Origin of the sequence: Streptomyces sp. NPDC127197 (assembly GCF_042672405.1) — a bacterium.
Lineage (GTDB): Bacteria > Actinomycetota > Actinomycetes > Streptomycetales > Streptomycetaceae > Streptomyces > Streptomyces flavusporus.
Genome location: NZ_JBHXVG010000044.1, coordinates 18,183 through 44,967 on the forward strand (window position 1 = coordinate 18,183; position 26,785 = coordinate 44,967).

A 26,785-nucleotide genomic window follows, 5' to 3' on the forward strand; every position below is an offset into this window, starting at 1 on the left:
CAGGGTGCCCGCCCAGAACCAGCCGGCCCGCGCCACCAACCCCGTGCTCCCCGGGTTCCACCCCGACCCGAGCATCTGCCGGGTCGGCGACGACTACTACCTCGCCTGCTCCAGCTTCGAGTACTTCCCCGGCGTACCCCTCTTCCACAGCCGCGACCTCGTGCACTGGCGGCAGATCGGCAACGCCCTGGACCGGCCGGAGCAGTTGCGCCTGCCGGCCTCCATGCCGTCCTCGGGCGGCATCTACGCCCCCACCCTGCGCCACCACGACGGCCGATTCTGGCTGATCGTCACCAACTGCAGCGAGGGCGGCGGCAACCTGATCGTCACCGCCACCGACCCCGCCGGACCGTGGTCGGATCCGATCCCCGCACCCGGCGTACCCGGCATCGATCCCGACCTGGCCTGGGACGAGGACGGCACCTGCTGGTGCACCGTCGCCGGGGTCGCACAGGTCCGCCTCGACCCGTCCACCGGGCAGACGTACGGCACACCGCACAGGCTCTGGTCCGGCGGCCCCGGCGCGAAGGCCCCGGAGGCGCCGCACCTGTACCGGATCGGCGACCACTGGTACCTGCTCATCGCCGAGGGCGGCACCGAACGCGGCCACGGCGTGTCCATCGCCCGCGGCCGTACGCCGACCGGCCCGTTCGAGCCGTGCCCGGCCAACCCGGTCCTCACCCACCGCGGCACCGACCACCCCATCCAGAACACCGGCCACGCCGACCTGGTCCAGGGCCCCGACGGCTCGTGGTGGATGGTCTTCCTCGGCGTACGGCCGCGCGGCGGCACCCCCGGCTGGCACGTGCTCGGCCGGGAGACCTTCCTGGCTCCCGTGACCTGGGAGGACGGCTGGCCGGTCGTCGGCGAGGTCACCACGGACCTCTCCACGCTCCCCTGGCCGCTCTCCCCCGTCCCCACCGAGGAAGGGCGCGACGACTTCGAGCTCAGCGCACTCGGGCCGACCTGGATCTCCGTGCGGGACCGCCCCACCGAGCTCTGCACCACCAAGGAGCGCCCCGGATGGCTGACGCTCCACGCGCGGGGCGGCTCCCTGGACGAGCCCGACGCGGTGTTCACCGGCCGCCGCCAGCAGCACCTCACCTGCCGGGCCCGCACCCTGGTCGACCCCGAGCAGGGTCGCGGCGGCCTCGCTGTCCGCCTCGACGAGCGGCACCACTACGCGATCGAGGCGTCCGGGACGGAGGTACGGGTGATCGCGCGCGTCGGCTCCCTGCGCACGGTCGTGGCCGAACAAGCCGTACCCGCCGGGCCACTGGTCCTCGCCCTCACCGTGTCGGACCCACCGCCTCCGCACGGGCCGTGCACCGGACCCGACATCGTCTCCCTCGGCATCGAGCAACCCGACGGCGCGTTCACCGAACTCGCGGCCCTCGACGGCCGCTACCTGTCGACCGAGGTCGCCGGCGGCTTCACCGGCCGCGTCATCGGCATGTACGCGGCTGCAGGCACCGTCCACTTCGACTGGTTCGACTACGAGCCCCTCGAAGGCTGAACCGACCGAAGGGCACGACCAACCGAAAGGGCCCACACATGCAGGACCTACGGCAACCCGCGCACCACCGCAGCCGCGGCACCAGCCGCCTGGCCCCCTTGTTCCTGGTCCTCGCCGTCATGCTGGGTCTGGCCGGCGGCACTTCGACCGCCGCGACCGACCACACGGCAGAGCCGACACGGTCCGCCATCAGAGTTCCGGCCCGCGCCATGGACGCCGTCGCCGCGATGCAGCCCAGCTGGAACCTGGGCAACACCCTGGACGCCATTCCGGACGAGACGAACTGGGGCAACCCGAAGGTCACCAGGGAACTGTTCACCACCATCCGCGAGGAAGGTTTCCGCAGCGTCCGGATCCCGGTGACCTGGACCGACCACCAGTCCGCCACCGCCCCCTACACCGTCGACGCCGCGTTCATGAGCCGCGTCAAGCAGGTCGTCGACTGGGCGCTCGACGAGGGCCTGTACGTCGTGCTCAACGTCCACCACGACTCGTGGCAGTGGATCAAGAAGATGCCCGCCGACCACGACGGAGTGCTGGCCCGCTTCAACTCCACCTGGACCCAGATCTCCAGGACGTTCCGCGACGAGCCGCGCACCCTGCTCTTCGAGAGCGTCAACGAGCCGCAGTTCGAGAACGCCACGGCCGAGCAGAAGGCCAGGCTCCTGAACGAGCTGAACACTTCCTTCCACAAGATCGTCCGCTCCTCGGGCGGCGGGAACACCGACCGCCTGCTCGTGCTGCCCACGGACGGGTGCACGCCCTCCCAGAACTTCATGGACGAGCTGTACACCACGATCAAGTCGCTGAACGACCGCAATCTGGTCGCCACCGTGCACTACTACAGCTGGTACCCGTTCAGCATCAACATCGCGGGCGGCACCCACTACGACGAGGTCGCCCGCAACGACCTCAACGACGCCTTCGCCCGCATGCGCGACACCTTCGTCGCCAGGGACATCCCCGTCTACCTCGGTGAGTACGGCCTGCTCGGCTACCCCGACCACAACCATCCTTCCCGTGTCGAGCGGGGCGAGGCGCTGAAGTACTACGAGCACTTCGGACACTCGGCACGCCTCGCCGGAGTCACCACCGCGCTGTGGGACCCCGGAACTTGGGCCTACCTGAACCGGGAGACCCTGAAGTGGACGGACCCGGCCCTGATCGCCTGGATCAAGGCCGGCTGGACCACCCGTTCGGGAACGGCCTCCTTCGACAAGGTCTTCGTGCCGAAGTCGGAACCGATCACGGCCAAGGGGGTCACCCTGAATCTGAACGGGACCAAGTTCCGGGGGCTGTGGCACGGCAAGACGGAGCTCGTCGAGGGACGCGATTACACCCTGTGGGACAAGACGCGGCTCGTCCTCACGGCCGGCGCGCTGACCCGGCTGACGGGCGACCGCGAGTACGGAGTGAACGCCACGCTCCAGGCCCGGTTCTCCCGCGGACTGCCCTGGCAGATCGAGGTGGTCACCTCCGACGAACCGGTGCTGTCCGACGCCACGGGCAAGACCGACGCGTTCACCATCCCCACCCAGTACAAGGGTGACGTGCTGGCAACCATGGAGGCCAGGTACGGCGACGGCAGCAACGCCGGCCAGACCGACTGGACTCCGTACCAGGAGTTCAACAAGTCCTTCAAGCCGGACTACCCGAACGACACGATCATCCTGACCCCCGAATTCCTGGACGCGCTGCGCGACGGCGAACTGGTGACACTGACCTTCCACTTCTACAGCGGCGAAAAGCTCATGTATCACGTCAAGAAGTCCGGAGACTCGGTCACCGGCATTCGCGTCACACCCGCCTCCTGACCGACCGCCCCGCCCTCACCCTGGTTGCCCGTCCCCGGCAACCAGGGCAGGCGAAGCGGGTCCCATCGCGGCACTCCCGCGCAACTCGCCCGCATATCCAGCGCGCCGAGCAGCATCTCCCCCGGCGGCCGCCGGACGTTCGGATTCCAGGGCACCCGCAGCGGCTCCTTCGCCGCGCCGGGCGGGTTGGCCAAACAGCCGACGGCTCTCCCGGATCCGCTGTCTCCGGCCGAACCACCTGGTCACTTGGGTGCGCTTCCCGTGGCGGCGCAGGCAGTGCCGTTGAGGGTGTAGGAGCTCGGGGGCGCCAAATTGCCGTTGTGGGCTGGGCTGCCTGGAATCCGATGTCGACCGAAGCGCCGGGAGCGATGGTGGCGTTGTGTGAAGCGTTCCTGGCCGTCACCCGGCCGGAGGCGGGAGAATAGTCCGCGTTCCAGCCGGAGGTGACGGTCTGACCGTCGGGCAGGGTGAAGACAAGGGACCAGCCGTCGATCGCGGTCGTGCCGGTGTTGGCGATGGTGATGTTCGACGTCAGCCCCGTGTTCCAGGCGCTGACGGTGCTGGTGACCCGACAGGTCGCCGTCCCCGGCGGTGGGTTGGAGGTCTGGAACTGCGTGAAGAACTTCCAGACCTCTTGCGGCACCCAGGTCCGGGAACCGCTGTCACCGGGGGCCCCGTCCTGCGGAGCGGCGATGTGTCCTTCGTCGAACGCGGCCCAGGCGACCGGATATCCGGCCGAGCACCCCGAGTAGGTGGTGACCCGGTGCGTCAGGCTGCCCTGCGCCGGCTCCGGCGGGTTCTGAGGGGTGCAGCCGTTGTTCCTGACGAACCTGTCCCGCATCGCCCGTCCGCCGGAGATACCGAGGACGCCGTCCCTGAGGCCGTGCACGCCGAGGTAGGCGATCGGCTGGGTGCCGCCGCCGCATCCGCTGAGCTGTCCGCCGCCCAGGACCGCGACCGCGCGGAAGACCGTCGCCCGGGAGCACGCGAGCGCGTACGACATGGCGCCGCCGTAGCTGAAGTCCGTGGCGAAGCGCTGTGTCGTGTCGACGCACAGGTCGGCCTCGATCCGCCTGATCATGTCGTCGACGAAGGTGACGTCCTCCCCGTCGGCATTGGCCCAGCCGTTGTTGAGGCCTTGGGGTGCGACGAAGACGGCGCTGTTGCCGGCCAGTCTTTGCAGCCCGTAGTAGGCCCAGGTGCCCGTTTCCACGGTGCGGCCCGTGGCGACGTCGGTGGCGCTGCCGCCCAGCCAGTGGAACCCGAAGACCAGCCGGTGGGCGCGGTTCCGGTCGTAGCCGTCCGAGATTCGCAGGATGAAGCTCCGGTTCTTGCCGCCGCTCTGGATCGTGTGAGTACCGCTCGTCAGGGTGGGGGGTTTGCCGCATCCGAGGGTCGCGGCAGCAGTGCCGACGGGTGCGGCAGCCGTGCCGGAGGCCGTGAGCGGAGTGTGCTCGGCCTGGCAACGGCTAAGAGGGATCTTGTCCTCATCATCGTGCAACTTCCCTTCTGAAGCTGCGGTTGTTCACACGCCGGTTCACGTCCGGTTGTTCTGGCCGTTGCAGGGCCAGGTGATGACCGGGGTGCCGTTGGTGGTGCCCGGTTCCACGGTGCTTCCGTGACATCGCACGGGAGAGAAATCGGGTCCGAAATTTCGCATACCATTCGGAAACTCCCAGCGCCACGGATGACAGAGGGACGTCAGGGCATGTCAACATCACGAGCATCCATCTCGTGTGCGCCATTGACCTGCGCAGCGACCCATCCTGCGGCACCGAATGTTTCGACCATTCAACCGAATAATGCGAGAGGTATTGACGGCGCTCACGGGCTCCCTATCATCCTGGATGCCCGGCGCATCAATCTGCGTTCGAAATGCCGGACCGGGATGCAGTCGCTCCACGCGGGCAAACAAGGCACTTCCAGGCAGCGCCACCACGCAACGGCCGAGCCGCACAGGGAGAACGCCACCATGGATATGTCATGCCCTCATCAAGCCCTGTCCCGCCGCCGCGCCCTGACGACCGCCACCCGCCTGACCGCCGGTGCCCTGCTTCATCCGGCCGCGGTCCCCGGCATCGCTTCCGCCGCTGCCCAGGGGCCGGACCTCGCGACCGCGGCGGCCTACACGAACCCGGTGATCTGGCAGGACTTCGCGGACATCGACGTCATCCGCGTCGGTGACACCTTCTATGCCTCGGCCTCGACGATGCACTACTCGCCGGGCGCGCCCGTCCTTCGGTCGTACGACCTGGTGAACTGGGAGGTCGCCGGTCACTCGGTGCCCGTTCTCGACTTCGGCGCCAAGTACGACCTGAACGATGCCCGTGGCTACGTCAGAGGGATCTGGGCGTCGTCACTGGCCTACCGTCCGAGCAACCGGACCTTCTACTGGCTCGGCCAGATCGACTTCGCCCGGACGTACGTCTACACCGCCACCGCCGCCGAGGGGCCATGGAACAGGCTGACGACGATCAGCACGCCCTACTACGACGCGGGACTGCTCGTCGACAGCGACGACACCCTCTACGTGGCGTACGGCAACACGACCATCAGCGTGGCCCAGCTCTCGCCCGACGGCCGCACCCAGGTCCGCACCCAGCAGGTGTTCACGACACCGTCGAGCGTCGGCACCCTCGAAGGCTCTCGCTTCTACAAGATCAACGGGCAGTACTACATCTTCCTGACCCGCCCCGCGAACGGCCAGTACATCCTGAAGTCCTCGCGCGGCCCCTTCGGTCCGTACACGATGCGGCAGGTCCTCCTCGACCTGCGCGGGCCGATCCCCGGCGGTGGTGTCCCGCACCAGGGCGGGCTGGTACAGACGCAGAACGGCGCCTGGCACTACATGGCCTTCGTCGACGCCTACCCCGGTGGCCGGATGCCCGCCCTGGCGCCCGTGACGTGGACCTCGGACGGCTGGCCGGTCGTGCAGCTCGTCGACGGCTCATGGGGCACCTCGTATCCCAGCCCGGCCGTGCCCCCTCCGCCTCGCCCAGTGACCCCCATGACCGGCGTCGACACCTTCGACGGCTCGACCCTGAAGCCGCGATGGGAGTGGAACCACAACCCGGACAACACCAAGTGGTCGGTCGGCAACGGGTTGACCCTGCGCACAGCGACCGTCACCAACGACCTCTACTGGGCCCGCAACACTCTGACGCACCGCATCCAGGGCCCCGTCTCCACCGCCACGGTCCAGCTCGACCACTCCGCGATGCGCGACGGCGACCGGGCCGGACTGGCACTGCTGCGTGACTCCTCCGCCTGGATCGGCATGAGCCGTGACAGCGGCGCGGCGCGGGTGGTGATGGTCAACGGGCTGACCATGGACGGCAGTTGGAACACGACCGGCATCGGCACGGAGGTCGCGAGGGCGGCCGTGTCGGGCAGCCGTGTCTGGTTGCGGGCGAGCGCGGACATCCGCCCCGGCACGGCTCGCCCCGCCACCTTCTCCTACAGCACGGACGGCACCACCTTCACCCGCCTCGGCCCCGCCTTTCCCCTGGGCAACGACTGGCGGTTCTTCATGGGCTACCGATTCGCCCTCTTCAACCACGCCACGCAGGCACTCGGCGGCGCGGTCCGCGTCACGCGGTTCGAGCTGTCCACGCCCTGAAGTGGCCCACCGACCGCACCACGCAACCCCCCACCACCCCACGAGGAGAACCATGAACCCACTGAAACGGCTCGGCTGTCGCCGAGCCTCGGTCCTCACCCTGCTGGCCGCGACCGTCCTGGCGACCCCTGGGACCGCGACCGGCGCGCCCGACGCCGTGAAAGCCTCCACCCTGGGCGCCCAGGCGGCCCAGTCCGGACGGTACTTCGGAACCGCCGTGGCCGCGGGCCGGCTCGGCGACGGCACGTACACCGGCATCCTGGACCGTGAGTTCAACTCGGTCACGGCCGAGAACGAGATGAAGTGGGACACGACCGAGCCGTCCCGCGGCTCGTTCAACTTCGGCCCCGCCGACCAGATCGCGAACCGTGCGCAGGCCCGCGGTCAGCGCCTGCGTGGCCACACCCTGGTCTGGCACTCCCAACTTCCCGGCTGGGTCAGCTCGATCAGGGACGCGAACGCACTGCGCGGCGTGATGAACAACCACATCACCACCGTGATGAACCGCTACAAGGGCCGGGTCCACTCCTGGGACGTGGTCAACGAGGCCTTCGCCGACGGGCCCAGCGGCCAGCTCCGCAGCTCTGTCTTCCGGGACGTGCTGGGCAACGGCTTCATCGAGCAGGCGTTCCGCACCGCACGCTCCGCCGACCCGGCGGCCAAGCTCTGCTACAACGACTACAACATCGAGAACTGGAGCGACGCCAAGACCCAGGGCGTCTACCGCTTGGTCCGCGACTTCAAGGCGCGCGGCGTTCCCATCGACTGCGTCGGCCTCCAGGCCCACTTCGGCACCGGCGGCCCGCCCGCCAGTTTCCAGACCACACTGTCGAACTTCGCCGCCCTCGGCGTGGACGTCCAGATCACCGAACTGGACATCGCACAGGCGTCGCCGACCGCGTTCGCAAACACGGTCAGGGCCTGCATGAACGTCGCACGCTGCACCGGCATCACGGTCTGGGGCATCCGCGACAGCGACTCCTGGCGGGCCTCGGAGAACCCGCTGCTGTTCGACCGCAGCGGCAACAAGAAACCTGCGTACAACGCGGTTCTGACGACGATGGGCGGCACGCCCGCCGCCACCCGCAGCACGCCCGCCGCTACGCGGAGCGCCACCAACGCCGCTGCTCTGCCCAGCCGTTACTCGTGGAGCTCCAGCGGCCCTCTGATCTCGCCGAAGTCGGACGCCACCCACAACATCGCCGGGATCAAGGACCCGACGGTCGTCCAGTACAACGGCAAGTACCACGTGTTCGCGAGCGTCGCCAGCTCCTCCGGGTACAACCTGGCGTACCTGAACTTCAGTGACTGGTCCCAGGCCGGCTCGGCCACGCACCACTATCTGGACCGCAGCGCCATCGGTCGCGGCTACCGCGCCGCTCCGCAGGTCTTCTACTACGCGCCGCAACGCCTGTGGTACCTCGTGTACCAGACCGGCAACGCCTCGTACTCCACCAACCCCGACATCAGCAACCCCAACGGGTGGAGCGCGCCGCGCCACTTCTACTCGTCGATGCCCGACATCATCAAGCAGAACATCGGCAACGGCCACTGGGTCGACATGTGGGTGATCTGCGACAGCGCCAACTGCTACCTGTTCTCCTCCGACGACAACGGACACCTGTACCGCTCGCAGACGACCGTCGGCCAGTTTCCGAACGGGTTCAGCAACACCGTCATCGCGGCCCAGGACTCCAAATACGCCTTGTTCGAAGCGAGCAACGTGTACAAAGTGCAGGGCAGTAACCAGTACCTGCTGCTCGTCGAGGCCATCGGATCGGACGGCCGACGCTACTTCCGCTCCTGGACCTCAGGCAGCCTCGCCGGCTCCTGGACTCCCCTGGCCGCGTCCGAGAGCAACCCGTTCGCTCGGGCCAACAACGTCACCTTCCCCTCGGGCGCCTGGACCCGGGACATCAGTCATGGCGAGATGATCCGTGCCGGCCACGACCAGACACTGACCATTCCCGCCTGCCGGCTCCAGTACGTCTACCAGGGCATGAGCCCCGACGCGGGCGGTGACTACAACCTCCTCCCGTGGCGGCTCGGCCTCCTGACCCAGACCAACTCGACCTGCTGACCGACTGTGCGATGGGGAGCGCTTCCGGTGGGAGCGCTCCCCATCCTCACCGCCAACCTTCGGACGCACCCCTGCCGGAAAGCCGAGGTACCCGTCATGCGCCGCAAACTCCTCGCCCTGGTGGCAGCGCTCTCCTCGCTGCCGCTGACGCTCGCCGCCGCGCCGTCCACCCACGCGGCCGACCCGACGACCATGACCAACGGGTTCTACGTGGACCCCGACTCCAGCGCGAAGCGATGGGTCGCCGCCAACCCCGGTGACGGCCGGGCACAAGCAATCAACGCCTCCATCGCCAACACACCGACGGCCCGCTGGTTCGGCTCCTGGAGCGGCACCATCGGCACCGCCACCGGCGCGTACGTGGGCGCCGCGGACGCCCGGGACAAGCTGCCCGTCCTCGTCGCCTACAACATCTACAACCGCGACTACTGCGGCGGGCACTCCGCGGGAGGAGCCTCCTCGCCGTCCGCCTACGCGAACTGGATCGCCCAGTTCGCGGGCGGGATCGCAGGCCGCCCGGCCGTCGTCGTCCTCGAACCGGACTCCCTCGGAGACTACGGCTGCATGACCCAGGCGCAGATCGACGAACGCGAGAGCATGCTGACCGGAGCGCTCGCCGAGTTCAACCGTCAGGCTCCCAACACCTGGGTCTACCTCGACGCAGGCAACCCGGCCTGGGCGAGCGCGGCGGTCATGGCCCGACGCCTTCACGAAGCCGGCCTGCGGCAGGCCCACGGTTTCTCGCTCAACGTCTCCAACTACCTGACCACGGCCGAGAACACCGCGTACGGCAACGCCGTCAACAGGGAACTCGGCGCCCGGTACGGCTACACCAAGCCGTTCGTCGTGGACACCAGCCGCAACGGCAACGGCTCCAACGGCCAGTGGTGCAACCCTTCAGGCCGCCGTATCGGCACCCCCAGCCAGCTGGGCGGAGGCGCCGAGATGCTCTTGTGGATCAAGGTTCCGGGCGAGTCCGACGGCAACTGCGGCGTGGGAGCCGGCTCCTCGGCCGGCCAGTTCCTCCCGGAGGTCGCCTACAAGATGATCTACGGCTACTGATCCGGGGCCGCTCGGGCGCGGTTCAGGCACCGGATCAGGGGCGAGAGCCTTCCTCCAGCCGGCTGATCAGAAGGAGGCGGCGTGGCCAAGAGGAGCACACCGCCAACTCCCGGAACAGCGTCACCCAGACGCTGATCAGCGCCTACCGCGCCACGAGGTGATCTGAAAAAGTTCCCGGCTCGCGGCAACCTGTGCGGAACCTGTGACGACAAGGAAGCGGATCCGGCCAGTTCCGGGGCCGGGATCCTGCTTTCCACTGTTGAACAGTATGCAAGGAGAACGCCTCCCCATGAACAACCCCACGAACGGCGGGCGCCGCGGGCGTCACCGCCGCCGCTGGACCGCCACCGGTCTACTGCTCGGCGTGCCCGCCGTCCTCGTGCCGTATCTCCTGTACGCGCAGGACGACTCGCAGGCCGCGACGGTCGACGGCGACGCCTACTACCGGCTGGTTTCCGTGCGCAGCGGCAAGGTGCTGGACGTCAGCAGCTTCTCCACCGCCGACGGCACCCGTATCCAGCAATACACCGACCAGAACACCGCCAACCAGCAGTGGAAGCTGAAGCCCACCGGGGACGGCTACTACGAGCTGGTGAACCGCAACAGCGGCAAAGTGCTGGGCATAGCAGGCAATTCCACCGCGCAGGGGGCCGCCGCCGAGCAGCAGACCAACAGTTCCGCCACCTCGCAGGAGTGGCGGATCGACGATGTGAGCGGTTCCGACGCCGTCACCTTCACCTCCCGCAGGAGCGGCCAGGTCCTGGACGTCTCCGGGGGCTCCACGGCCCAGGGCGCGGCGCTCATCCAGTATCCGAGCCGGGGCACCACCAACCAGCAGTGGAAGCTGGTGAAGGTGGGCGAGACCCGGGCGGCCGGGGCCGGCAGCGGGCAGACCACGGCCGCGGCCGGACCGTATGTGTGGAAGAACGCCCAGGTGGTGGGCGGCGGTTACGTCACCGGGCTGGTGTTCAACCCGCGCGAGAAGGGCCTGCTGTACGCGCGCACCGACATGGGCGGCGCGTACCGCTGGGACACCGGGGCCGAGCAGTGGATCCCGCTGACCGACTGGATCGGCGAGCAGGACTGGAACCTGCTGGGCATCGACTCGGTGGCCACCGACCCCGTCGACCCCAAGCGGCTCTACCTCGGGGCGGGCACCTACACCAACGAGTGGGCGGGCAACGGCGCGATCCTGCGCTCCACCGACCGGGGCCGCACCTTCCAGCGCACCGATCTGCCCTTCAAGCTGGGCGCCAACGAGGACGGCCGCGGCGCGGGCGAACGGCTCGCGATCAACCCCGCCGACAACGGCACCCTGCTGCTGGGCACCCGCAAGAACGGCCTGTGGCGCAGCACCGACTACGGCGTGACATGGCGGCAGGTCTCCTCGTTCCCCGTCAAGGACGGGGCGAGCAGCGGCGCGGGCATCTCCTTCGTGACGTACGGCCCGGCTGGCAGCAGGACGATCTACGTCGGCGTCAACGACAGGTCCACCTCCCTGTACCGCTCCACCGACGGCGGCAGCACCTGGAAGGCCGTCTCCGGGCAGCCCACCGGCCAGCTGCCGCAGCACGGGGTGCTCTCCGGTGACGGCTCGCTGTACCTGACGTACACCAACAACCTCGGACCCAACGGCGTGACGGCGGGCTCGGTGTGGAAGTACACGCCGAACCGCGGGGCGTGGAAGAACATCTCCCCCTCCCAGGGCAACTACGGGTTCTCCGGTCTGGCCGTCGACCCGCGCAAGCCCTCCACGGTGATGGTCACCACCCTCGGCCGCTGGTGGCCCGAGGACGAGATCTACCGGAGCACCGACGGCGGCACCACCTGGAAGGCCCTGGCCGACAGGTCCAAGCGCAACGCCTCCGCCGCTCCCTACGTCGGCACTCACACCGGGCACTGGATGACCGCCCTGGCCATCGATCCCTTCAACTCCGGGCACGTGCTGTACGGCACCGGCAACGGCATCCTGCGCAGCAAGAACGCCAACGCCTCCGACAGCGGCGGCACCAGCCACTGGAGCATGGGGGCCCGAGGGCTGGAGGAGACCTCGCTGCTGGACGCGATCGCCCCTCCCGGCGGCGCCACCGTCATCACCTCCATGGGCGACCAGGGCGGCTTCCGGCACGACTCCCTGACCAAGGTGCCCTCCGGCCGGTTGAAGAACCCGATGATGACCAACAGCACCGACATCGACTTCGCCCAGTCCAAGCCCTCGGTGATGGTCCGCGTCGGCCGTGGCGGCGCGCAGGACGGCGCCTACTCCACCGACGGCGGCCTCAGCTGGAACGGCTTCAAGGCAGAGCCGGTGGCCGGTGCCCAGGACGGGCATGTCGCGCTCGCGGCGGACGGCTCCACCATCGTCTGGACCCAGGCCGGTCAGGCCCCGTACCGCTCGACCGACAAGGGCGCGAGCTGGTCGAGGGTCGGCGGCCTGGGCACCGGCGCGGTGGTCGTCGCCGACCGCTCCTCGGCCAGGACGTTCTACTCGCTGTCGGGCGGCACGCTCTACGCCAGCACCGACGGCGGCGCGACCTTCACCGCCCGCGCCGGCAACCTGCCCGACGGCCGGCTCAAGGCCGTCCCCGGCATCGCCGGAGACCTGTGGATCGCCGGCAGCACCAAGGGGCTGCTGCACTCCACCGACGGCGGCCGGACCTTCACCACGCTCAGGTCGGTGCAGTCCGCCTCCGCCCTCGGCTTCGGCAAGGCCAAGCCGGGCACCAGCTACCAGGCCCTATACCTGATCGGCACCGTCAAGGACGTCACCGGAGTCTTCCGCTCCACCGACAAGGGTGCCACCTGGCTCCGCGTCAACGACAAGGCCCACCAGTGGGGCGCCATCGGCGGCGTCGGCGTCATCACCGGCGACCCCGACACCTACGGCCGCGTCTACGTCGGCACCAACGGACGCGGCCTCCAGTACGGCGACCCGTCCTGACCCACACACCCGAGCGGGGCCGCAGCCACAACGGCCGGCGGCCCCGCCAAGGCTGAGAAGCTGTCGTCTTTCCGGACATGATCGCCGCGTTTCCGCTGGTCAGGAGTAGGAGCGATGGTTCCGTGGGAGTGGTGGCCTGTCGGGTCGTCGCTCCCGGGAGGTCGCGAATGCCGTCGGTCGTCGGACTACTGGAACAGCACCAGCTCGCTGCTCGGCGTCGAGTCGACGGGCTGCGTGAGGAGGCCGATCGCATCCGGGCCGAGTTGGCCGCGGCCGAGCTGAAATGGCAGGAGTGGACGATCGCCCGCAGGGGGGTCGATACGGTGCTGGCTTCGGACGGCAGCACCGTCGACGCGGAGGTCACCTCGAAGCCGCGGGATGCGGACGCGCAGTCAGCGCCTGGGGGTGCGGCGAAGCCGAAGTTGCAAGTGCCGGTGTAGCGCCAGGAGCTGGCCTGGTCGGTGCTGTCAGCGGACTACCGGCGCATCGTCAAGGCGCTCGCGGACCGTGTCCGGCTCGGCCAAGGGCCGCTGACCTGTCAGGAGATGGCCGCTCAGTTCGGTATGGACGTGGTGCCGACGCGGGTGGAGGCACTGCGGTCGAAGGCGAAACGGCTGGTGGCCCGCGGCTGGCTGGCCGAGCCCGTGCTGGGCCGGTTCGCACTCATGCAGGGCGTGAGCGGGCCAGGCGGCGAGTCATGACCATGGTCATCGACCAATAGATCATCGCCTCTGCGCTGGTGCGGCGTTCGAAGTCGGGTGCCAGGCGGCGACTTCGCATCAGGTGAGCGAAGAGCCGCTCGACGATCCACCGTTGGGCAGCACCACGAAGCCCTTCTGGTCGTCGCTGCGCTTGACGATCGTCAGCACCAGGGCAACCGCGGCCAGGCAGTACTCGACGAGGGAGCCGGTGTAACCTCCGTCGGCCCAGACCAGGGCCCCACCGGGGGGACAGAACAGCGCATGTTGCCCACCAGGCGCCAGGGGTCGCATCGTGTCAGCAGTAGACTCACCGGCCGCCACCCTGCCCACGGCGTACCCGCAAGACCGGTCAACCACGGTCATCAGCGGTGCGAACCCGCACCGCCGGGTGCCACGCCAGAGGGCGTATCTCCAGGTCAGAAGCTGTCCGGCTCCGCAAGCGGCATCGCTGCCCAAGCGCATCGCCGCACGCTCCGCTTCCACCGCCGTGCTTCCGGCGTGTGGTGGCCGCCGACTGCGCGCCGGTCATCGGGTCCAGCGCTGCCTGCGCCGCGCCGCCGACCCCGGGTCCGGTCAGGCGACGCGGTGGAGGTCGCCGTGGTCGACCCGGTGCCGCAGGGCGTGCCCCGCCAGCAGCCGTTCCAGCTCCTCGACGGCGATCAGGCCCAGGCGGCGCAGCTCGTTGCCGTGGGAGCCGGCGATGTGCGGGGTGAGCAGCACGTTGGGCAGCTCATACAGGGGTGAGGAGGCGGGCAGCGGCTCGGGTTCGGTGACGTCCAGGACGGCCGACAGCCGCCCGGAGACGAGCTCGGCGGCGAGCGCGTCGTGGTCGATGAGGCTGCCGCGCGCGGTGTTGACCAGGACCGCGCCGTCGCGCATCGACGCCAACCCGGCGCGGTCGATCAGGTGGCGGGTCGCGGGGGTGGCGGGGGCGTGGACGCTGACGATGTCGCTGGTCGCGAGCAGCGTCACCAGCGGGACCTGCCGCACGCCCAGCCGCGCCGCCTCGGCCCGGTCCACGTACGGGTCGTGGAGCAGCACCTCGAAATCGAACGGCCGGAGCAACTCGATCACCCGCCGGCCGATCTTGGAGGCACCGACGAGGCCGACGCGGCGGCCGACGTTCCCGACGTGCGGGTGGATCTCGCCCAGGACGAAGCCGCGCTCGGCCCGCAGGCGCTCGCGCAGCTCGAACACGCCCTTGCCGGCCAGCAGGATCATGCCGAGCGTGTACTCCGCCACCGGCAGCGCGTTCGCGGCGGCGGCGGAGGAGACCAGCACGCCCCGCTCCCAGCCCTCCGGCGGCAGCAGGTGCTTGACGGAGCCACCGGTGTGGAGCACCGCGCGCAGCTTGGGCGCGGCGTCGAGGACGTCCACGGTGAGCGTCGGGCAGCCCCAGCCGGTGATCAGCGCCTCCGTGTCGGCCAGCAGCCGCCGGGCGGCGACGGTGCCCGGATGCCGCAGGTCGACGACGGTGCCCGGATCGACGTCGGCGAGGGCGGTGAGCCGCGCCATGACCTCCGGCGGGAAGAGCAGGGGGATGTGACGGGACTCGAGGGCGAACAACACCGAGGGTCGCTCAGGCATAGGGCGGAAGTCCCTTCCGATCATGTAGAAATCGTTCTCTACGGTAAGCGCGTGCCTCGCCCCGGTCAACCGCACGCCAGGCGGGCCCGGGCGGAGCGTGCGCAGAGCTCAGGCCGTGCCGGCCGGCGGCGGGGGCGCGACGGAGTCGCGGACCACCACGTGGGTGCCGAGCAGCAAGTGGTCCTCGCCCCCGAGCCGGCCGCCGCCGCCCCGGTGGTCGAGCGCGAGCCGGACCGCGGCGCGGCCCATCTCCTCGTACGGCACGTGCACGGTGGTCAGCAGCGGCCTGAGGTCCGTGGCCGGCGGCACGTCGTCGTACCCGACGAGGGAGACGTCCCCGGGCACCTGAAGGCCGGCATCGGTCAGGGCCCGAAGCGCGCCGGCCGCGATGACGTCGGTGAGGGCGAAGACGCCGGTGAAGTCGCGCGCGGCGGCGAGCCGTTCCCGCATCCGCAGGTACGCGTCGCCGCGGTCGAAGGCGGCCTTGACGACCAGGTCCTTCTCGTACGGGACGCCGTAGTCGGTCAGCGCCCTGCGGTAACCGGCGAAGCGCTGGGCGCTGGTGGTGTGCGCGACGTCGCCGCCGAACAGCAGGATGCGGCGGTGGCCGGCCGCCAGCAGACGGCTGGTGACGGCGTACGCGCCGCCTTCGTTGTCGTACTCCACGACCGTCACGGGCACGCCCTCGCCCAGCGGTGGGCGGCCGCACAGCACCAGCCGGGAACCGGCCTGGTCCAGGGAGCGCGCGATCTCCGACATCCGCCGCCGGTACGCCTCGTCGTCCACGACGCCGCCGATGACGATGACGACCTCGGCGCCCTGCTGGCGCATGAGGTGCAGGGCCCGCAGCTCCCGGTCGGGGTCGCCGCCGCTGACGCACAGCAGGCACAGCCGGCCGCGGCGGGACGCCTCCTCCTCGATGCCGTGCGCGAACTGCGCGAACGCCTCGCCCCGCACGTCGTTAAGGACGAACGCCACGGTCCCCGCGCCGTGCCCGCGCAGCGCGCGGGCGTGGGTGTTGGCGACGTAGTCCAGCTCGCGCAGCGCCTTCTCCACCCGTCGCTTGGTGCCCAGCGCGACCGGATAGTTGCCGGCGATGACGCGGGAGACGGTCGGCACCGAGACCCCGGCCCGACGGGCGACGTCCTTCAACGTGGCGCGTCCACGGCGCGTGCTGTCCGCCCCCTCGCGGTAATCGTTTGTCACGGGCCTCAGTGTAATGGGGTGGGCGGACGGCACGTCCGGCATAGAGGGAGGAGGGACGTGCCGTCCGCTGGGGCCCGTTGCCGGGCGGAGACGGTCAGCGGGCTGCGCCGCTCGTCCTGCCGGTCATGGAACGCGTCGGGTGAGTGGTTGGCGAGGACAGAAAACCTTTGCCCAGACGGTTGACGCGATCCACCCCCGCGCCTACGTTGCTCGACCATGCACAGGCGATAGAAAACGATAACTAAGCCATAGCAGCACTGCCGCGCCTAACGGCCCATCACCATCCCGGAGTGTCCTATGCAGCTCACGAGAATCGCGCTGTCGTCCGCGGTCGCCGTCACGCTGTCCCTGCTGGCGACGGCGTGCGGCGGCGCCGAGGGCGATCAGGGCGACGGCCCGGTCGTGATCGAGATGTGGTCCTGGAACGAGGAACGCGCCATGAAACCGATCGTCGACAAGTTCAACGCCACCCACGACGACATCCAGCTGAAACTCGTGAAGCAGGTAGACCTCCCCGGTGCCGCCGCCAATCTCCGCAACGCCGTCGCCTCCGGCGAGGACGTCCCCTGCCTGGTGCAGAGCGTCGGCGAGGTGCCCGCCCTCACCTCCGAGGGCCTCCTGACCGACGTCACCGACGCGCTCCAGCCCTACCTCGACGACGGCCTCTTCAACGAGGCGGCGCTGAGCGGCGCCAAGGTCGGCGACCGCTACTACGGCGTGCCCTCCGGCTTCAACCCCAACTTCATGATGATCAACCGCGCCGTGTACGACAAGTACGGCATCGAGGTCCCCACCACCTGGGACGAGCTCATCGCGGCGGGCGAGAAGCTGCGCCCGCACGGCGTCTACGTCATGAACCTCGCCGGCGAGGACCCGTCCACCCTCGTCAACCTGGTGCAGCAGGCCGGCGGCTCCTGGTACGAGATCGAGGGCGACGCCTGGCGCGTCGACTTCCTCTCCGAGGCGTCCCGCAAGGCCGCCGACATCGTGCAGCAGCTCATCGACAAGGACCTGGTCGCCCACCAGACCTACCTCGACCGGCCCGCGCTGATCAAGTACTTCGACTCGGGCCGGATGGTCTCCCTGCCGACCTCGACCTGGCAGCTGACCAAATACGAGATCGACTTCCAGCACTCGACCGGCGACTGGCAGCCCATCGACCTGCCGCAGTTCTCGGACGCCGAGGAGTTCGTCACGCCCGCGCACGGCGGCGCCGAGCTCGTGCCCAAGGGCTGCCAGCACGTGAAGGAGGCGGTCGAGGTCTCCGTGTGGAAGGCCACGAACAAGGAGGCGATCAACGCCACGCTCGACCCGAAGACCGGCGCGTACGCCTGGCCGGGCGCCGTGCCCGACCCGTCCCCGTGGGTCGACTCCGCCGTCCCCGAACGCCTCTTCGGCGAGCGCCGCGACGAGGCCCGCAACGTGATCATGAAGGCGGTCGAGGCCGGCCGGGACCCGTGGGTGGTCGGGCCCAACTACACCGGCGTCTTCGCCGAGCTGCAGGACCAGTGGGCCAAGGCCGTCAAGGGCGAGATCACCATGGTGGAGCTGCTGGAGCGGATGCAGGACTTCACGGTGAAGGATCTGCGCTCCAAGAACATCGACGTCGTCGGAAGCTGAGGCTCAAACCGTGGCCGTTTCCGCCGATCAGCGAAAGCCGCCCACCAGCCGGTTGCCGCGCTGGCACCGGCTGGTGGCGCTCAAGGGCGCGTCGTTCACCCTGCCGTTCTTCCTCGGATTCGTGGTCTTCACCGTCGTTCCCCTGGTGATGGCGCTGCGGGAGAGCTTCTACCGGGCCCAGAGCTCGGGCCTCGGCTTCGGCGGGGAGACGGTGGAGTTCGTCGGCCTCGACAACTTCATCGAGGGATTCGAGGACGACCGGTTCTGGGCGTCGATGCTGCGGGTGGCGCTGTTCGCGCTGGTCTGCATTCCCGCGATCCAGATCCTCAGCGTGCTCCTGGCGCTGCTGCTCGACTCCGCCACGCAGCGCGCCGCGAACCTCTTCCGGCTGCCGCTGCTCATTCCGTACATGATTCCAGGCATCGTCGCCACGCTGATCTGGGTCTACGTCTACAGCCCGGACGTCGGCCCGCTCACGCCGATGTTCGCCACCGTCGGCATCGACGCCAACTTCTACAGCGGCGAGATGATCTGGGTCTCGATCGGGAATCTCATGGCGTGGAACGCGATCGGCTTCAACATGTTGATCATCTACGCCTCGTTGCGGTCCGTTCCCCGTGAGATCTACGACAGCGCGTACGTCGACGGTGCGTCGGAATGGCGCGTCGCGTGGTCGATCAAGATTCCCATGATCCGCCGCACCCTGGTGCTCACCACCATGCTCGCCATCATCGGAACGCTCCAGATCTTCAGCGACCCCGTGCTGTTCCGCTCGATGACCCCGGAGACGGTCACCCGCGACTTCACGCCGATCATGGCCATCTACGACTGGGCCTTCGCGCAGGGCGAGCTCAACTACGCCTCCGCCCTGTCGATCATCCTGGCCCTCGTGGTGGGCACCGTCTCGGCCCTCTTCTACCGGCTCACGAACAAGGCGCCCACCTCATGACCACCGCCACCCACTCGAAGGCCACCCCGCCGGAGCCGACCACACCATCGACCAGACCGCCGGAGAAAACCCGCATCCGCCGCCGCACCGCGCGCGGGACGGCGACGGACGGACCCCGGACCACCCGGCGGACCCGGGCCCTGATCATCACGGGCCTGGTCCTGTTCACCCTCTACTCCCTGGCGCCCGTCTGGTGGCTGATCGTTTCCGCGACCAAGTCGCAGCGGGACCTGTACACCTCCAACGGCCTGTGGTTCGCCGAGTTCAACCTCATGCAGAACCTCGAAGATCTCTTCACCTACCAGGACGGGATCTTCGTGACGTGGATGTGGAACACACTCTTCTACGGCATCGCCGGCACGGCGGGCATGACACTGATCTCCGTCGCCTGCGGATACGGCCTGGCGATGTACAGCTTCCGGGGACGCGGCTTCCTGATGGGCTGCATCGTCGGCTCCTTCCTCGTGCCCGGCGCCCTGCTCACCATTCCCTCCTTCCTGCTCTACACCGACCTGCGCATCGTCGACACGCCGACCGCGATCATCGTCCCCAGCTTCTTCAACGCCTTCTCGGTCTACCTCGCCAAGGTGTACGCCGAGGGGGCCATTCCCCACGAGCTACTGGAAGCGGCCCGCATCGACGGCGCCGGCGAGTACCGCATCTTCTTCCAGATCGGCGCCCGCCTGATGTCCACAGGGGCGGCCACCATCTTCCTCCTCGGATTCGTCGGGATGTGGAACTCCTTCTTCGGCCCCCTCGTCTTCCTGCGCAGCAGCGAGAAGTGGACCGTCATGCTGGGCCTCTACTCCTGGCTGAAGGTAAAGACCGACCAGTCCGTCGACCTCACCGGCATGGTCGTGGTCGGCTCGATCATCTCGCTCATCCCGATGGTGGTGCTGATGATCTCGATGCAGCGCTTCTGGCGCACGGGCGTGAGCCTCGGCAGCCTGAAGTGACCGCGGACGCCCGCCGGGCGGGCGACCGCCCTCACCCCGCACGCCCTCGTACGCCTCACGAACGTCCGCGGCCTCCGGCGACTCGGCCTGGTGGTGGCGCTCAAGAACTTCAAGCCCGCACCGCGGTTGCCGCATCACGTTATCGCCACACGTACTCGATTCGTCCACTTCAACGAAGAAGGTGCCTTCTGTGGATCAGACTGCTGCCGTCGCAGGCGGCCACGGCCGACGAGTCGGTGCGTTCGCCGCAGTGCTCGTGCTCGTCACCGGACTCCTCCTCGCGGCAGGCCGGCCAGCCACCGGGCAGGATCTCGGCACGTGCGACGTGACGTTCCAGTCGACCGTCAGCGAGCGGGGGTTCGCCCACCCCGGCGTCGGCCTGACCGAGCCGATCCTGGAGAATGCGCGCCGGCAGATCGCCGCGGGCGCTGAGCCGTGGACCTCCTCGTTCGAGGCCATGAGGCGGTCCGCCGCGGCCGGCGAGAACGTGAGATCGTCCAATGCCGGGTCCGACCCGACCAAGCCTGCCTCCGACGCGTTCAACGCGGGCATGAAAGGGCGTTTCGTCGCCGACGGCCTGAAGGCCTACACGCAGGCGGTCATGTACGTGCTCACCGGGAAGGAGGTCCACCGCAAGAACGCCCTGGGCATCCTCCGCATCTGGGCCCAGATGGACCCCGCCAAGTACGAGTACCACGCTGACTCGCACATCTACACCGGCGTCCCGCTCTTCCGCATGGTCTCCGCCGCCGAGCTGCTGCGCTACACCAGCTGCGGCGAGGACGAGGCCTACCCGTGGACCGAGGCCGACACCCAGGCCCTCACTGAGAACCTCATCGTGCCGTCCATCGAGACGTTCATGTCCTCTCCGGACCATTTCATGAACCAGCACAACTACCCGCTGATGGGCTCCATGGCCGGGGCGATCTTCATGGACGACACCGCCCTGTACGAGGAGAAGGTCGAGTGGTTCACCGTCAACTCAACCGCCAAGGACGAGGGTTTCAACGGTTCCATCGCGCGGCTGCTCCGCTGGGTCGACAAGAATGACAAGACCGGCGAGCCGATCGACGACCCACACGTGCAACTGGTCGAGATGGGCCGCGATCAGGCGCACGCCGGCGGCAATCTCACGAACTTCGCGGTCCTGGCCCGCATGCTGCTCGCCCAGGACACCAAGGTGGACCCGGTCGACGGCACGGTCTCGACCGCCGAGGACGCGGTGGGGCCGTACGAGTTCCTGGACGACCGTATCCTGCATGCCGCCGACTACTTCTGGCAGTTCATGCTCGGCTACGACACCGAGTGGACGCCGGTCGGCTACGCGATCTCGCCGGACGGCACGATCCGCGACACCTACAACCACATCGCCGACGGCTACCGCGGCCGATACTCGACCGCGAGCTTCTGGGAGATCTACTACTACTACAAGTTCACGCTCGGCAAGGACGTCGAGGCGATGGCCCCCTACTTCGCCGAGGCCTACGCCAAACGCCCCGGCCCGCTGTACCACCGCGGCGGAACGGTGAACAACCCCTGGGATGGCGGTGACGGCGGCGGTGACTCGTGGCTGTTCGCGCCCGCCGAGGCGGCCGGGGCGTCGACCCCGCCGCTGGGCGACAACCCCAATATCTACGAGGTCGAGGAACGCTACACACACCTGGCCGGGGACGTCGAGACCGGCGACGGCTACGTGCGCATGACCGACGGCTCGAAGATCGCCTACCTCAGCGGCCAGGCCAACCGCCCGCGGCTCGGCTTCCTCGTCCGCACCGAAAGCGAAGCCGTGATCAACCTGCGCACCGCCAGACACGGCCACAGCATGGAACGCGACTACCCCATGATCGTGCCGGACACCGGCGGCGAATGGCGTTATGTCACGGTCGACGGACCCATGGACGACATCCTGTTCATCGAGACCGAAGGCGCCACCGTCGACCTCGACCACATCAACATCAACGCCGAAGCCGAGCTCACCGGGCCGGTCTTCCCCGAGGACGCGACCGACCGGATCGTCGGCTGGGCCGGCGCCGACGTCACCGTCGACCTCGCCGCGACCGCCGCCGAGGGCACGGCCTACACCGCGACCGGGCTCCCCGACAGCGCCGAACTCGACCCGGACACCGGCATCCTGACCTGGACTCCGGCCGAGGCCGGCTTCTGGACGGTCACCGTCGCCGCCGACGACGGCACCAACGCCGCCGCCCGCCAGCTCACCCTGGCCGCCGCCGACGACCGCAAGGGCGCCTTGGAGCTCGCCGAGGACGGGTACGACCGCAAGGCCATGTACGAGTCCGCGACCGAGGCCGCCTACACCGACGCCGACGACACCGCCCGGGATCTGCGCAAGCACGGCTCCGACGCCGAATACCTGGCAGCGCTGGCCGACCTCGTCGCCGCCGTCGACGGACTGCGCCTGCTCTCGCCGACGACCGATCTGGACGGCAGCCTCGACTACCCGGGGCTCGTCGCCTCCTCCACCACCGGGGACCGCATCGTCAACATGGTCGATGGCGACGAACAGACCGGCACCGTCTACCCCCAGGCCGTCAACATGTCGCACACCTTCGACTTCGGCCCCGATTTCAGGGTCTCGGCCACGAAGTTCGGATTCCAGAGCAACATCTTCGCCGACCGCCTCGCCAACTCGACGGTGTTCGGCTCCAACGACGGCGCCAACTGGACCCGGCTCACCCCGGGGGTCACGGAGTTCACCCAGGACTTCAACACCCTGGACGTCGCCAAGGACTTCCAGGACGAGCAGTTCCGATACATCAAGGTCCAGATGCTCGAACAGCAGCCGGACGTCCTCTACGGGATCGTGCGGGGCGTGTTCGAGATGACCGAGTTCCACATCTACGGCGAACGCCACGAGATCGGCAACCTGATCAAGGCGACCTCGATCACCTCCGACCAGGCCGTCGCGGGCAGGATCGCGATGGGCGACACCGTCGACGTCTCAGTCACCGCGAAGGAGCCGCTCGACTCTCTCACCGTCGATGTGATGGGCACATCGACCGCGGCCGCTTCGGACGACGGCGTCAACTGGAACGCTTCGGTCGCCCTCGACGACGTCGAGGCCGGCCCGGTCACCCTCACGGTCGACTACACCGGCTCCGACGGCAAGGCCGGACCGACCTTCTACGGCACCACCGACGGATCGAAGCTCTACATCGTGGACCCCGCGCGCCTCATCGACGTGGCCGGGCTGGCCACCGTCACCGCCTCCGACAAGCAGTATCCGGGCAACGGACTGGGCGCCGACGAGGTCGGCTACCTGCTCTTCGACGGCGACCCCGGCACATACGGCGACCTGAACACCGGACCAGGCGCGTACTACCACATCGACTTCGGCGCGGACGCGGCCGTGCGGCCCGAGCTGGTTCTGATGCTGCCGCGGGCCAGCCACCCGCAGCGGGCCAACCGCACGCTCGTGCAGGGGTCGAACGACGGCCAGACCTGGACCGACCTCACCAAGCCACTCACCGGGGCCGTCGCAAACACGTGGAGCGACCAGCCCACCTCGGGCGGAGACCACTACCGGTACCTGCGGATCTACAACGCCACGAGCTGGTACGGCAACCTCTCCGAGGTTGAAATCTACGGCGACATCAGGCACGACGCGTGATTCGACGGCCCGCACGCGCGCATACCCTCACCCCAACCCCTGCAACCCCGCTACGGAGGGCGTTCCATGACCCCGCGCACCCCGACGAGCAGGCAGCTTGCCTCGTTCAGCCCGGGCGAGGGCCGTCTGACCCCCAGGGCGAGCGCCCGCAGCGACGCCCGGACGATCGATCTGGACGGTCGCTGGCGGTTCCGGCTCAGTCCGTCGGTGCTCGAGATGACCGAAGGCTTCCAGGAGTCAGGGTTCGACGACTCGGTGTGGGACCACGTGCGTGTTCCCGGCCTGTGGCAGATGGAAGGCCTGCGTGACGAGCACGGAGACCTCCTGAACGCGGGCCGGGGTCGCTTCGGCCTGCCCGCCTACACCAACGTGGTCTACCCCTTCCCGGTGGATCCGCCGCACCCGCCGGAGGACAACCCCACCGGCGAGTACCGCCGGGAGTTCGTTCTCGACTCCGTTGCTCCCGGTGCACGATGGGTGCTGCGGTTCGAGGGGGTGGACTCGCACTTCACGGTCTGGCTGAACGGCACGGAACTCGGCTGGGCGACCGGCAGCCGGCTGCCCGCCGAGTTCGACGCCACCGAGGCGCTTCGGGCGGGCCGCAACGTGCTGGCCGTCCGGGTCCACCAGTTCTCCGCCGGGAGCTACCTCGAGGACCAGGACATGTGGTGGCTCTCCGGCATCTTCCGCTCCGTCCGCCTGATCGAGCGGCCCGCGGGGGCGATCGGCGACCACTTCGTGCACGCGGACTTCGACCACCGCACCGGCGAGGGCCTGCTCCTCGTCGAGTGCGACGTTCCCGCCGTGGTGGACCTCCCCGAGCTCGGCATCACCGGCCTGCCCGCGGGCGAGCGGCACAGGATCGCGCACGTCGAGCCCTGGACGGCCGAGACGCCCCGGCTGTACGCGGGCACACTCCGGTCCGAGGGTGAGACCCTCACCCTCGCCGTCGGATTCCGCACCGTCCGGATCGTCGACGGGACCATCACTGTCAACGGCTCGCCCATCCGCTTCCGGGGCGTCAACCGGCACGAATGGCACCCGGAGACCGGCCGCACCCTCGATCTGGAGACCATGCGTGCCGACGTTGTGCTGATGAAGAGGCACAACATCAACGCGGTCCGTACCAGCCACTACCCGCCCGACTCCCGGTTCCTCGACCTGTGCGACGAGTACGGCCTGTGGGTGATCGACGAATGCGACCTGGAGACGCACGGGTTCGGCGCGCTCGGCTGGAAGAACAACCCGTCCGCGGACGTCCGCTGGCGTGACGCCTGCGTGGACCGTGTCCAGCGGATGGTCGAACGCGACAAGAACCACCCCAGCGTCGTCATGTGGTCGATGGGCAACGAAGCCGGCGAGGGTGACAACATCCGGGCGATGGCCGAGTGGACCCGCCGCCGCGACCCGGACCGCCTCGTCCACTACGAGGGCGACTACGACAGCCCCTACGTGGACGTGTACAGCAGGATGTACGCGAGCCCCGACGAGGTCGCCCTCATCGGGATGCACGCCGAGCCCCGCACCGCGGACGCCGCGGCCGACTCGCACCGCCGACGGCTGCCGTTCATCCTCTGCGAGTACGCGCACGCGATGGGCAACGGCCCGGGCGGCCTGTCCGAGTACGAGGAGCTGTTCGACCGGTATCCCCGGCTCCACGGCGGCTTCGTGTGGGAGTGGATCGACCACGGCATCCTGCAGAAGACCACCGAGGGCCCGGACGCCGGCCGGCCCTTCTACGCCTACGGAGGCGACTTCGGTGAGACGGTCCACGACGGCAACTTCATCGCCGACGGACTGGTGTTTCCCGATCGCACGCCCTCGCCCGGCCTCATCGAGTACAAGGCCGTCATCGCCCCCGTACGCATGCGACTGGAGCACGCGTCGAATGGGCTGACGCTGCGGATCCGCAACGGCTTCGACTTCCTCGACACCTCCCTCCTCGCCTTCGACTGGCGCCTGGAAGCAGACGGCGTCCCGCTGGCGGACGGCGTCCTGGACCTGCCACCGGTCCCGGCCCGCGCGAGCCATGAGGTGCTCCTCGACGAAACCGTCACAACAGCCCCGCAGGCCGGCGGCGAGCAGGCCCTGACGGTGCGCGCCGTACTGGCCAAGGACTACGGCGGGGTCCCGGCCGGACACGAGATCGCCTTCACGCAGCTGATCCTTACGACGCCCGAGGAACCGCGCCGGGAGCCGGTCGCCCTGCGCCCGCAGCGCACGGCAGGAGGATGGACACTGGGCGAGGCGACCTTCAACGCGCTCGGTGCACTCGTCCAGCTCGGCGACCTGGCACTGGTCAGCCCCCGACTCGACCTGTGGCGAGCCCCCACTGACAACGACCGGGGCGGCAACGGACAGGCACGGGTGTGGAGGGAACTGGGCCTTAACCGGCTTGTGCACCGCACCGTCGGCTGCGCCGCCCACGGCGAGCAGTTGGTCGTCGACACCGTCAGCCGGGCCGCCGGTCAAGACGGAGGTATACAGGGACGCTGGACGTGGACCGCGTACGACTCCGATGCCCTGGAGCTGAAGCTGGACCTCACCCCGGTCGGCCAGCTCGACACCGGCCTCGGGGGTCCCCGCCACGGAGCCGGGCCGCGGTCGGCCACCCTGCCGAAACTCGGGATCCGGCTCGGTCTGCCGGGCGGCGCGGCGAGCCTCGACTGGTACGGGTACGGGCCCGGCGAGTCCTACCGCGACAGCAGGCGGGCCGCCCGCCTCGGCAGGTTCCACGCCACCGTGGAGGAGCTGCAGACCCCCTACGTTCGGCCTCAGGAGAACGGCAACCGCAGCGGCGTACGCGAAGCGGCGATCCGCTGGGCCGACGGCCAGGTGCTGCACCTTTCCGCACCCACCGGCGTCGACCTGTCTCTGCGGCCGTGGACGGCCGAGGCGATGGACGCGGCACGGCACACCAGCGATCTCGTCCCGGACGGCACCCTCTGGCTCACCCTCGACACAGCCCACCACGGGCTCGGCAGTGCCTCCTGCGGCCCGGACGCCCTTCCGCAGCACCGTCTTCACCCCCACTCGGCGACTCTCACCGTGCGTCTCCGCACCGGCGATGCGGAAGGGGGACGGGCGTCAGCCGCAAGGAACTGAT

Annotated in this window: 14 protein-coding genes and 2 pseudogenes; 12 read left to right on the top strand and 4 right to left on the bottom strand. The window is 69.1% G+C overall.

Annotated elements, in window-relative coordinates; all coding sequences use genetic code 11:
- The first annotated feature begins 4 nt into the window (after nt 1–4).
- Together ACFVJQ_RS38535 and ACFVJQ_RS38540 are read left to right on the top strand one after the other, a co-directional pair.
- Complete coding sequence (locus ACFVJQ_RS38535) at nt 5–1,516, top strand: glycoside hydrolase family 43 protein (protein WP_385790404.1); 1,512 nt, start codon at nt 5–7, stop codon at nt 1,514–1,516.
- Nucleotides 1,517–1,554: 38 nt separating this feature from the next.
- Nucleotides 1,555–3,330: a cellulase family glycosylhydrolase gene (locus tag ACFVJQ_RS38540; protein ID WP_385790406.1), complete on the top strand. Its 1,776-nt coding sequence runs from the start codon at nt 1,555–1,557 to the stop codon at nt 3,328–3,330.
- Nucleotides 3,331–3,572: 242 nt separating this feature from the next.
- Here the strand turns inward: ACFVJQ_RS38540 and ACFVJQ_RS38545 are convergent.
- A pseudogene (locus ACFVJQ_RS38545) lies at nt 3,573–4,810 on the bottom strand (cellulose binding domain-containing protein).
- A 492-nt stretch (nt 4,811–5,302) separates the two neighbouring features.
- On the opposite strand from ACFVJQ_RS38545, the gene ACFVJQ_RS38550 reads away from it, so the two are divergent.
- The 5 genes and pseudogenes from ACFVJQ_RS38550 (at nt 5,303) to ACFVJQ_RS38570 (ending at nt 13,733) form a co-directional block, all read left to right on the top strand.
- Nucleotides 5,303–6,949: a glycoside hydrolase 43 family protein gene (locus ACFVJQ_RS38550; protein ID WP_385790408.1), complete on the top strand. Its 1,647-nt coding sequence runs from the start codon at nt 5,303–5,305 to the stop codon at nt 6,947–6,949.
- 52 nt (nt 6,950–7,001) lie between these two features.
- Nucleotides 7,002–9,029, top strand: a complete 2,028-nt coding sequence (locus ACFVJQ_RS38555; protein WP_385516062.1) for a non-reducing end alpha-L-arabinofuranosidase family hydrolase — start codon at nt 7,002–7,004, stop codon at nt 9,027–9,029.
- Nucleotides 9,030–9,125: 96 nt separating this feature from the next.
- Nucleotides 9,126–10,091, top strand: a complete 966-nt coding sequence (locus tag ACFVJQ_RS38560) for a glycoside hydrolase family 6 protein (protein ID WP_385790410.1) — start codon at nt 9,126–9,128, stop codon at nt 10,089–10,091.
- A 289-nt stretch (nt 10,092–10,380) separates the two neighbouring features.
- A complete protein-coding gene (locus tag ACFVJQ_RS38565; RefSeq protein ID WP_385516064.1) occupies nt 10,381–13,032 on the top strand; it encodes an RICIN domain-containing protein in 2,652 nt (883 codons plus the stop codon).
- Nucleotides 13,033–13,199: 167 nt separating this feature from the next.
- Nucleotides 13,200–13,733: pseudogene (locus ACFVJQ_RS38570) on the top strand (hypothetical protein).
- A gap of 78 nt (nt 13,734–13,811) precedes the next feature.
- Here the strand turns inward: ACFVJQ_RS38570 and ACFVJQ_RS38575 are convergent.
- From ACFVJQ_RS38575 to ACFVJQ_RS38585, 3 genes are all read right to left on the bottom strand, one after another.
- Nucleotides 13,812–14,024 (bottom strand): hypothetical protein, encoded by a 213-nt coding sequence (locus ACFVJQ_RS38575; protein WP_385516065.1) that lies wholly within the window; start codon nt 14,022–14,024, stop codon nt 13,812–13,814.
- Between the two features lie 282 nt (nt 14,025–14,306).
- Nucleotides 14,307–15,320 (bottom strand): hydroxyacid dehydrogenase, encoded by a 1,014-nt coding sequence (locus tag ACFVJQ_RS38580; protein WP_385516066.1) that lies wholly within the window; start codon nt 15,318–15,320, stop codon nt 14,307–14,309.
- Between the two features lie 108 nt (nt 15,321–15,428).
- A complete protein-coding gene (locus ACFVJQ_RS38585; protein WP_385516067.1) occupies nt 15,429–16,526 on the bottom strand; it encodes a LacI family DNA-binding transcriptional regulator in 1,098 nt (365 codons plus the stop codon).
- Between the two features lie 297 nt (nt 16,527–16,823).
- Between ACFVJQ_RS38585 and ACFVJQ_RS38590 the strand changes: the two genes are divergently transcribed.
- The 5 genes from ACFVJQ_RS38590 to ACFVJQ_RS38610 all read left to right on the top strand — a co-directional run bounded on the left by ACFVJQ_RS38590 (nt 16,824) and on the right by ACFVJQ_RS38610 (nt 26,784).
- Nucleotides 16,824–18,146 (top strand): ABC transporter substrate-binding protein, encoded by a 1,323-nt coding sequence (locus ACFVJQ_RS38590; RefSeq protein ID WP_385790413.1) that lies wholly within the window; start codon nt 16,824–16,826, stop codon nt 18,144–18,146.
- 10 nt (nt 18,147–18,156) lie between these two features.
- Nucleotides 18,157–19,095, top strand: coding sequence for a carbohydrate ABC transporter permease (locus tag ACFVJQ_RS38595; protein WP_385516069.1), 939 nt, complete (start codon nt 18,157–18,159; stop codon nt 19,093–19,095).
- Nucleotides 19,092–20,051 carry a carbohydrate ABC transporter permease gene (locus ACFVJQ_RS38600; protein WP_385516070.1) on the top strand — a complete coding sequence of 320 codons (960 nt, stop codon included), beginning with the start codon at nt 19,092–19,094 and terminating at the stop codon, nt 20,049–20,051. Before ACFVJQ_RS38595 ends, ACFVJQ_RS38600 begins: the two co-directional genes overlap by 4 nt.
- A 190-nt stretch (nt 20,052–20,241) precedes the next feature.
- Nucleotides 20,242–23,679: a putative Ig domain-containing protein gene (locus tag ACFVJQ_RS38605; RefSeq protein WP_385790415.1), complete on the top strand. Its 3,438-nt coding sequence runs from the start codon at nt 20,242–20,244 to the stop codon at nt 23,677–23,679.
- Nucleotides 23,680–23,745: 66 nt separating this feature from the next.
- Nucleotides 23,746–26,784: a glycoside hydrolase family 2 TIM barrel-domain containing protein gene (locus tag ACFVJQ_RS38610; protein WP_385790417.1), complete on the top strand. Its 3,039-nt coding sequence runs from the start codon at nt 23,746–23,748 to the stop codon at nt 26,782–26,784.
- Nucleotide 26,785: the final 1 nt, after the last annotated feature.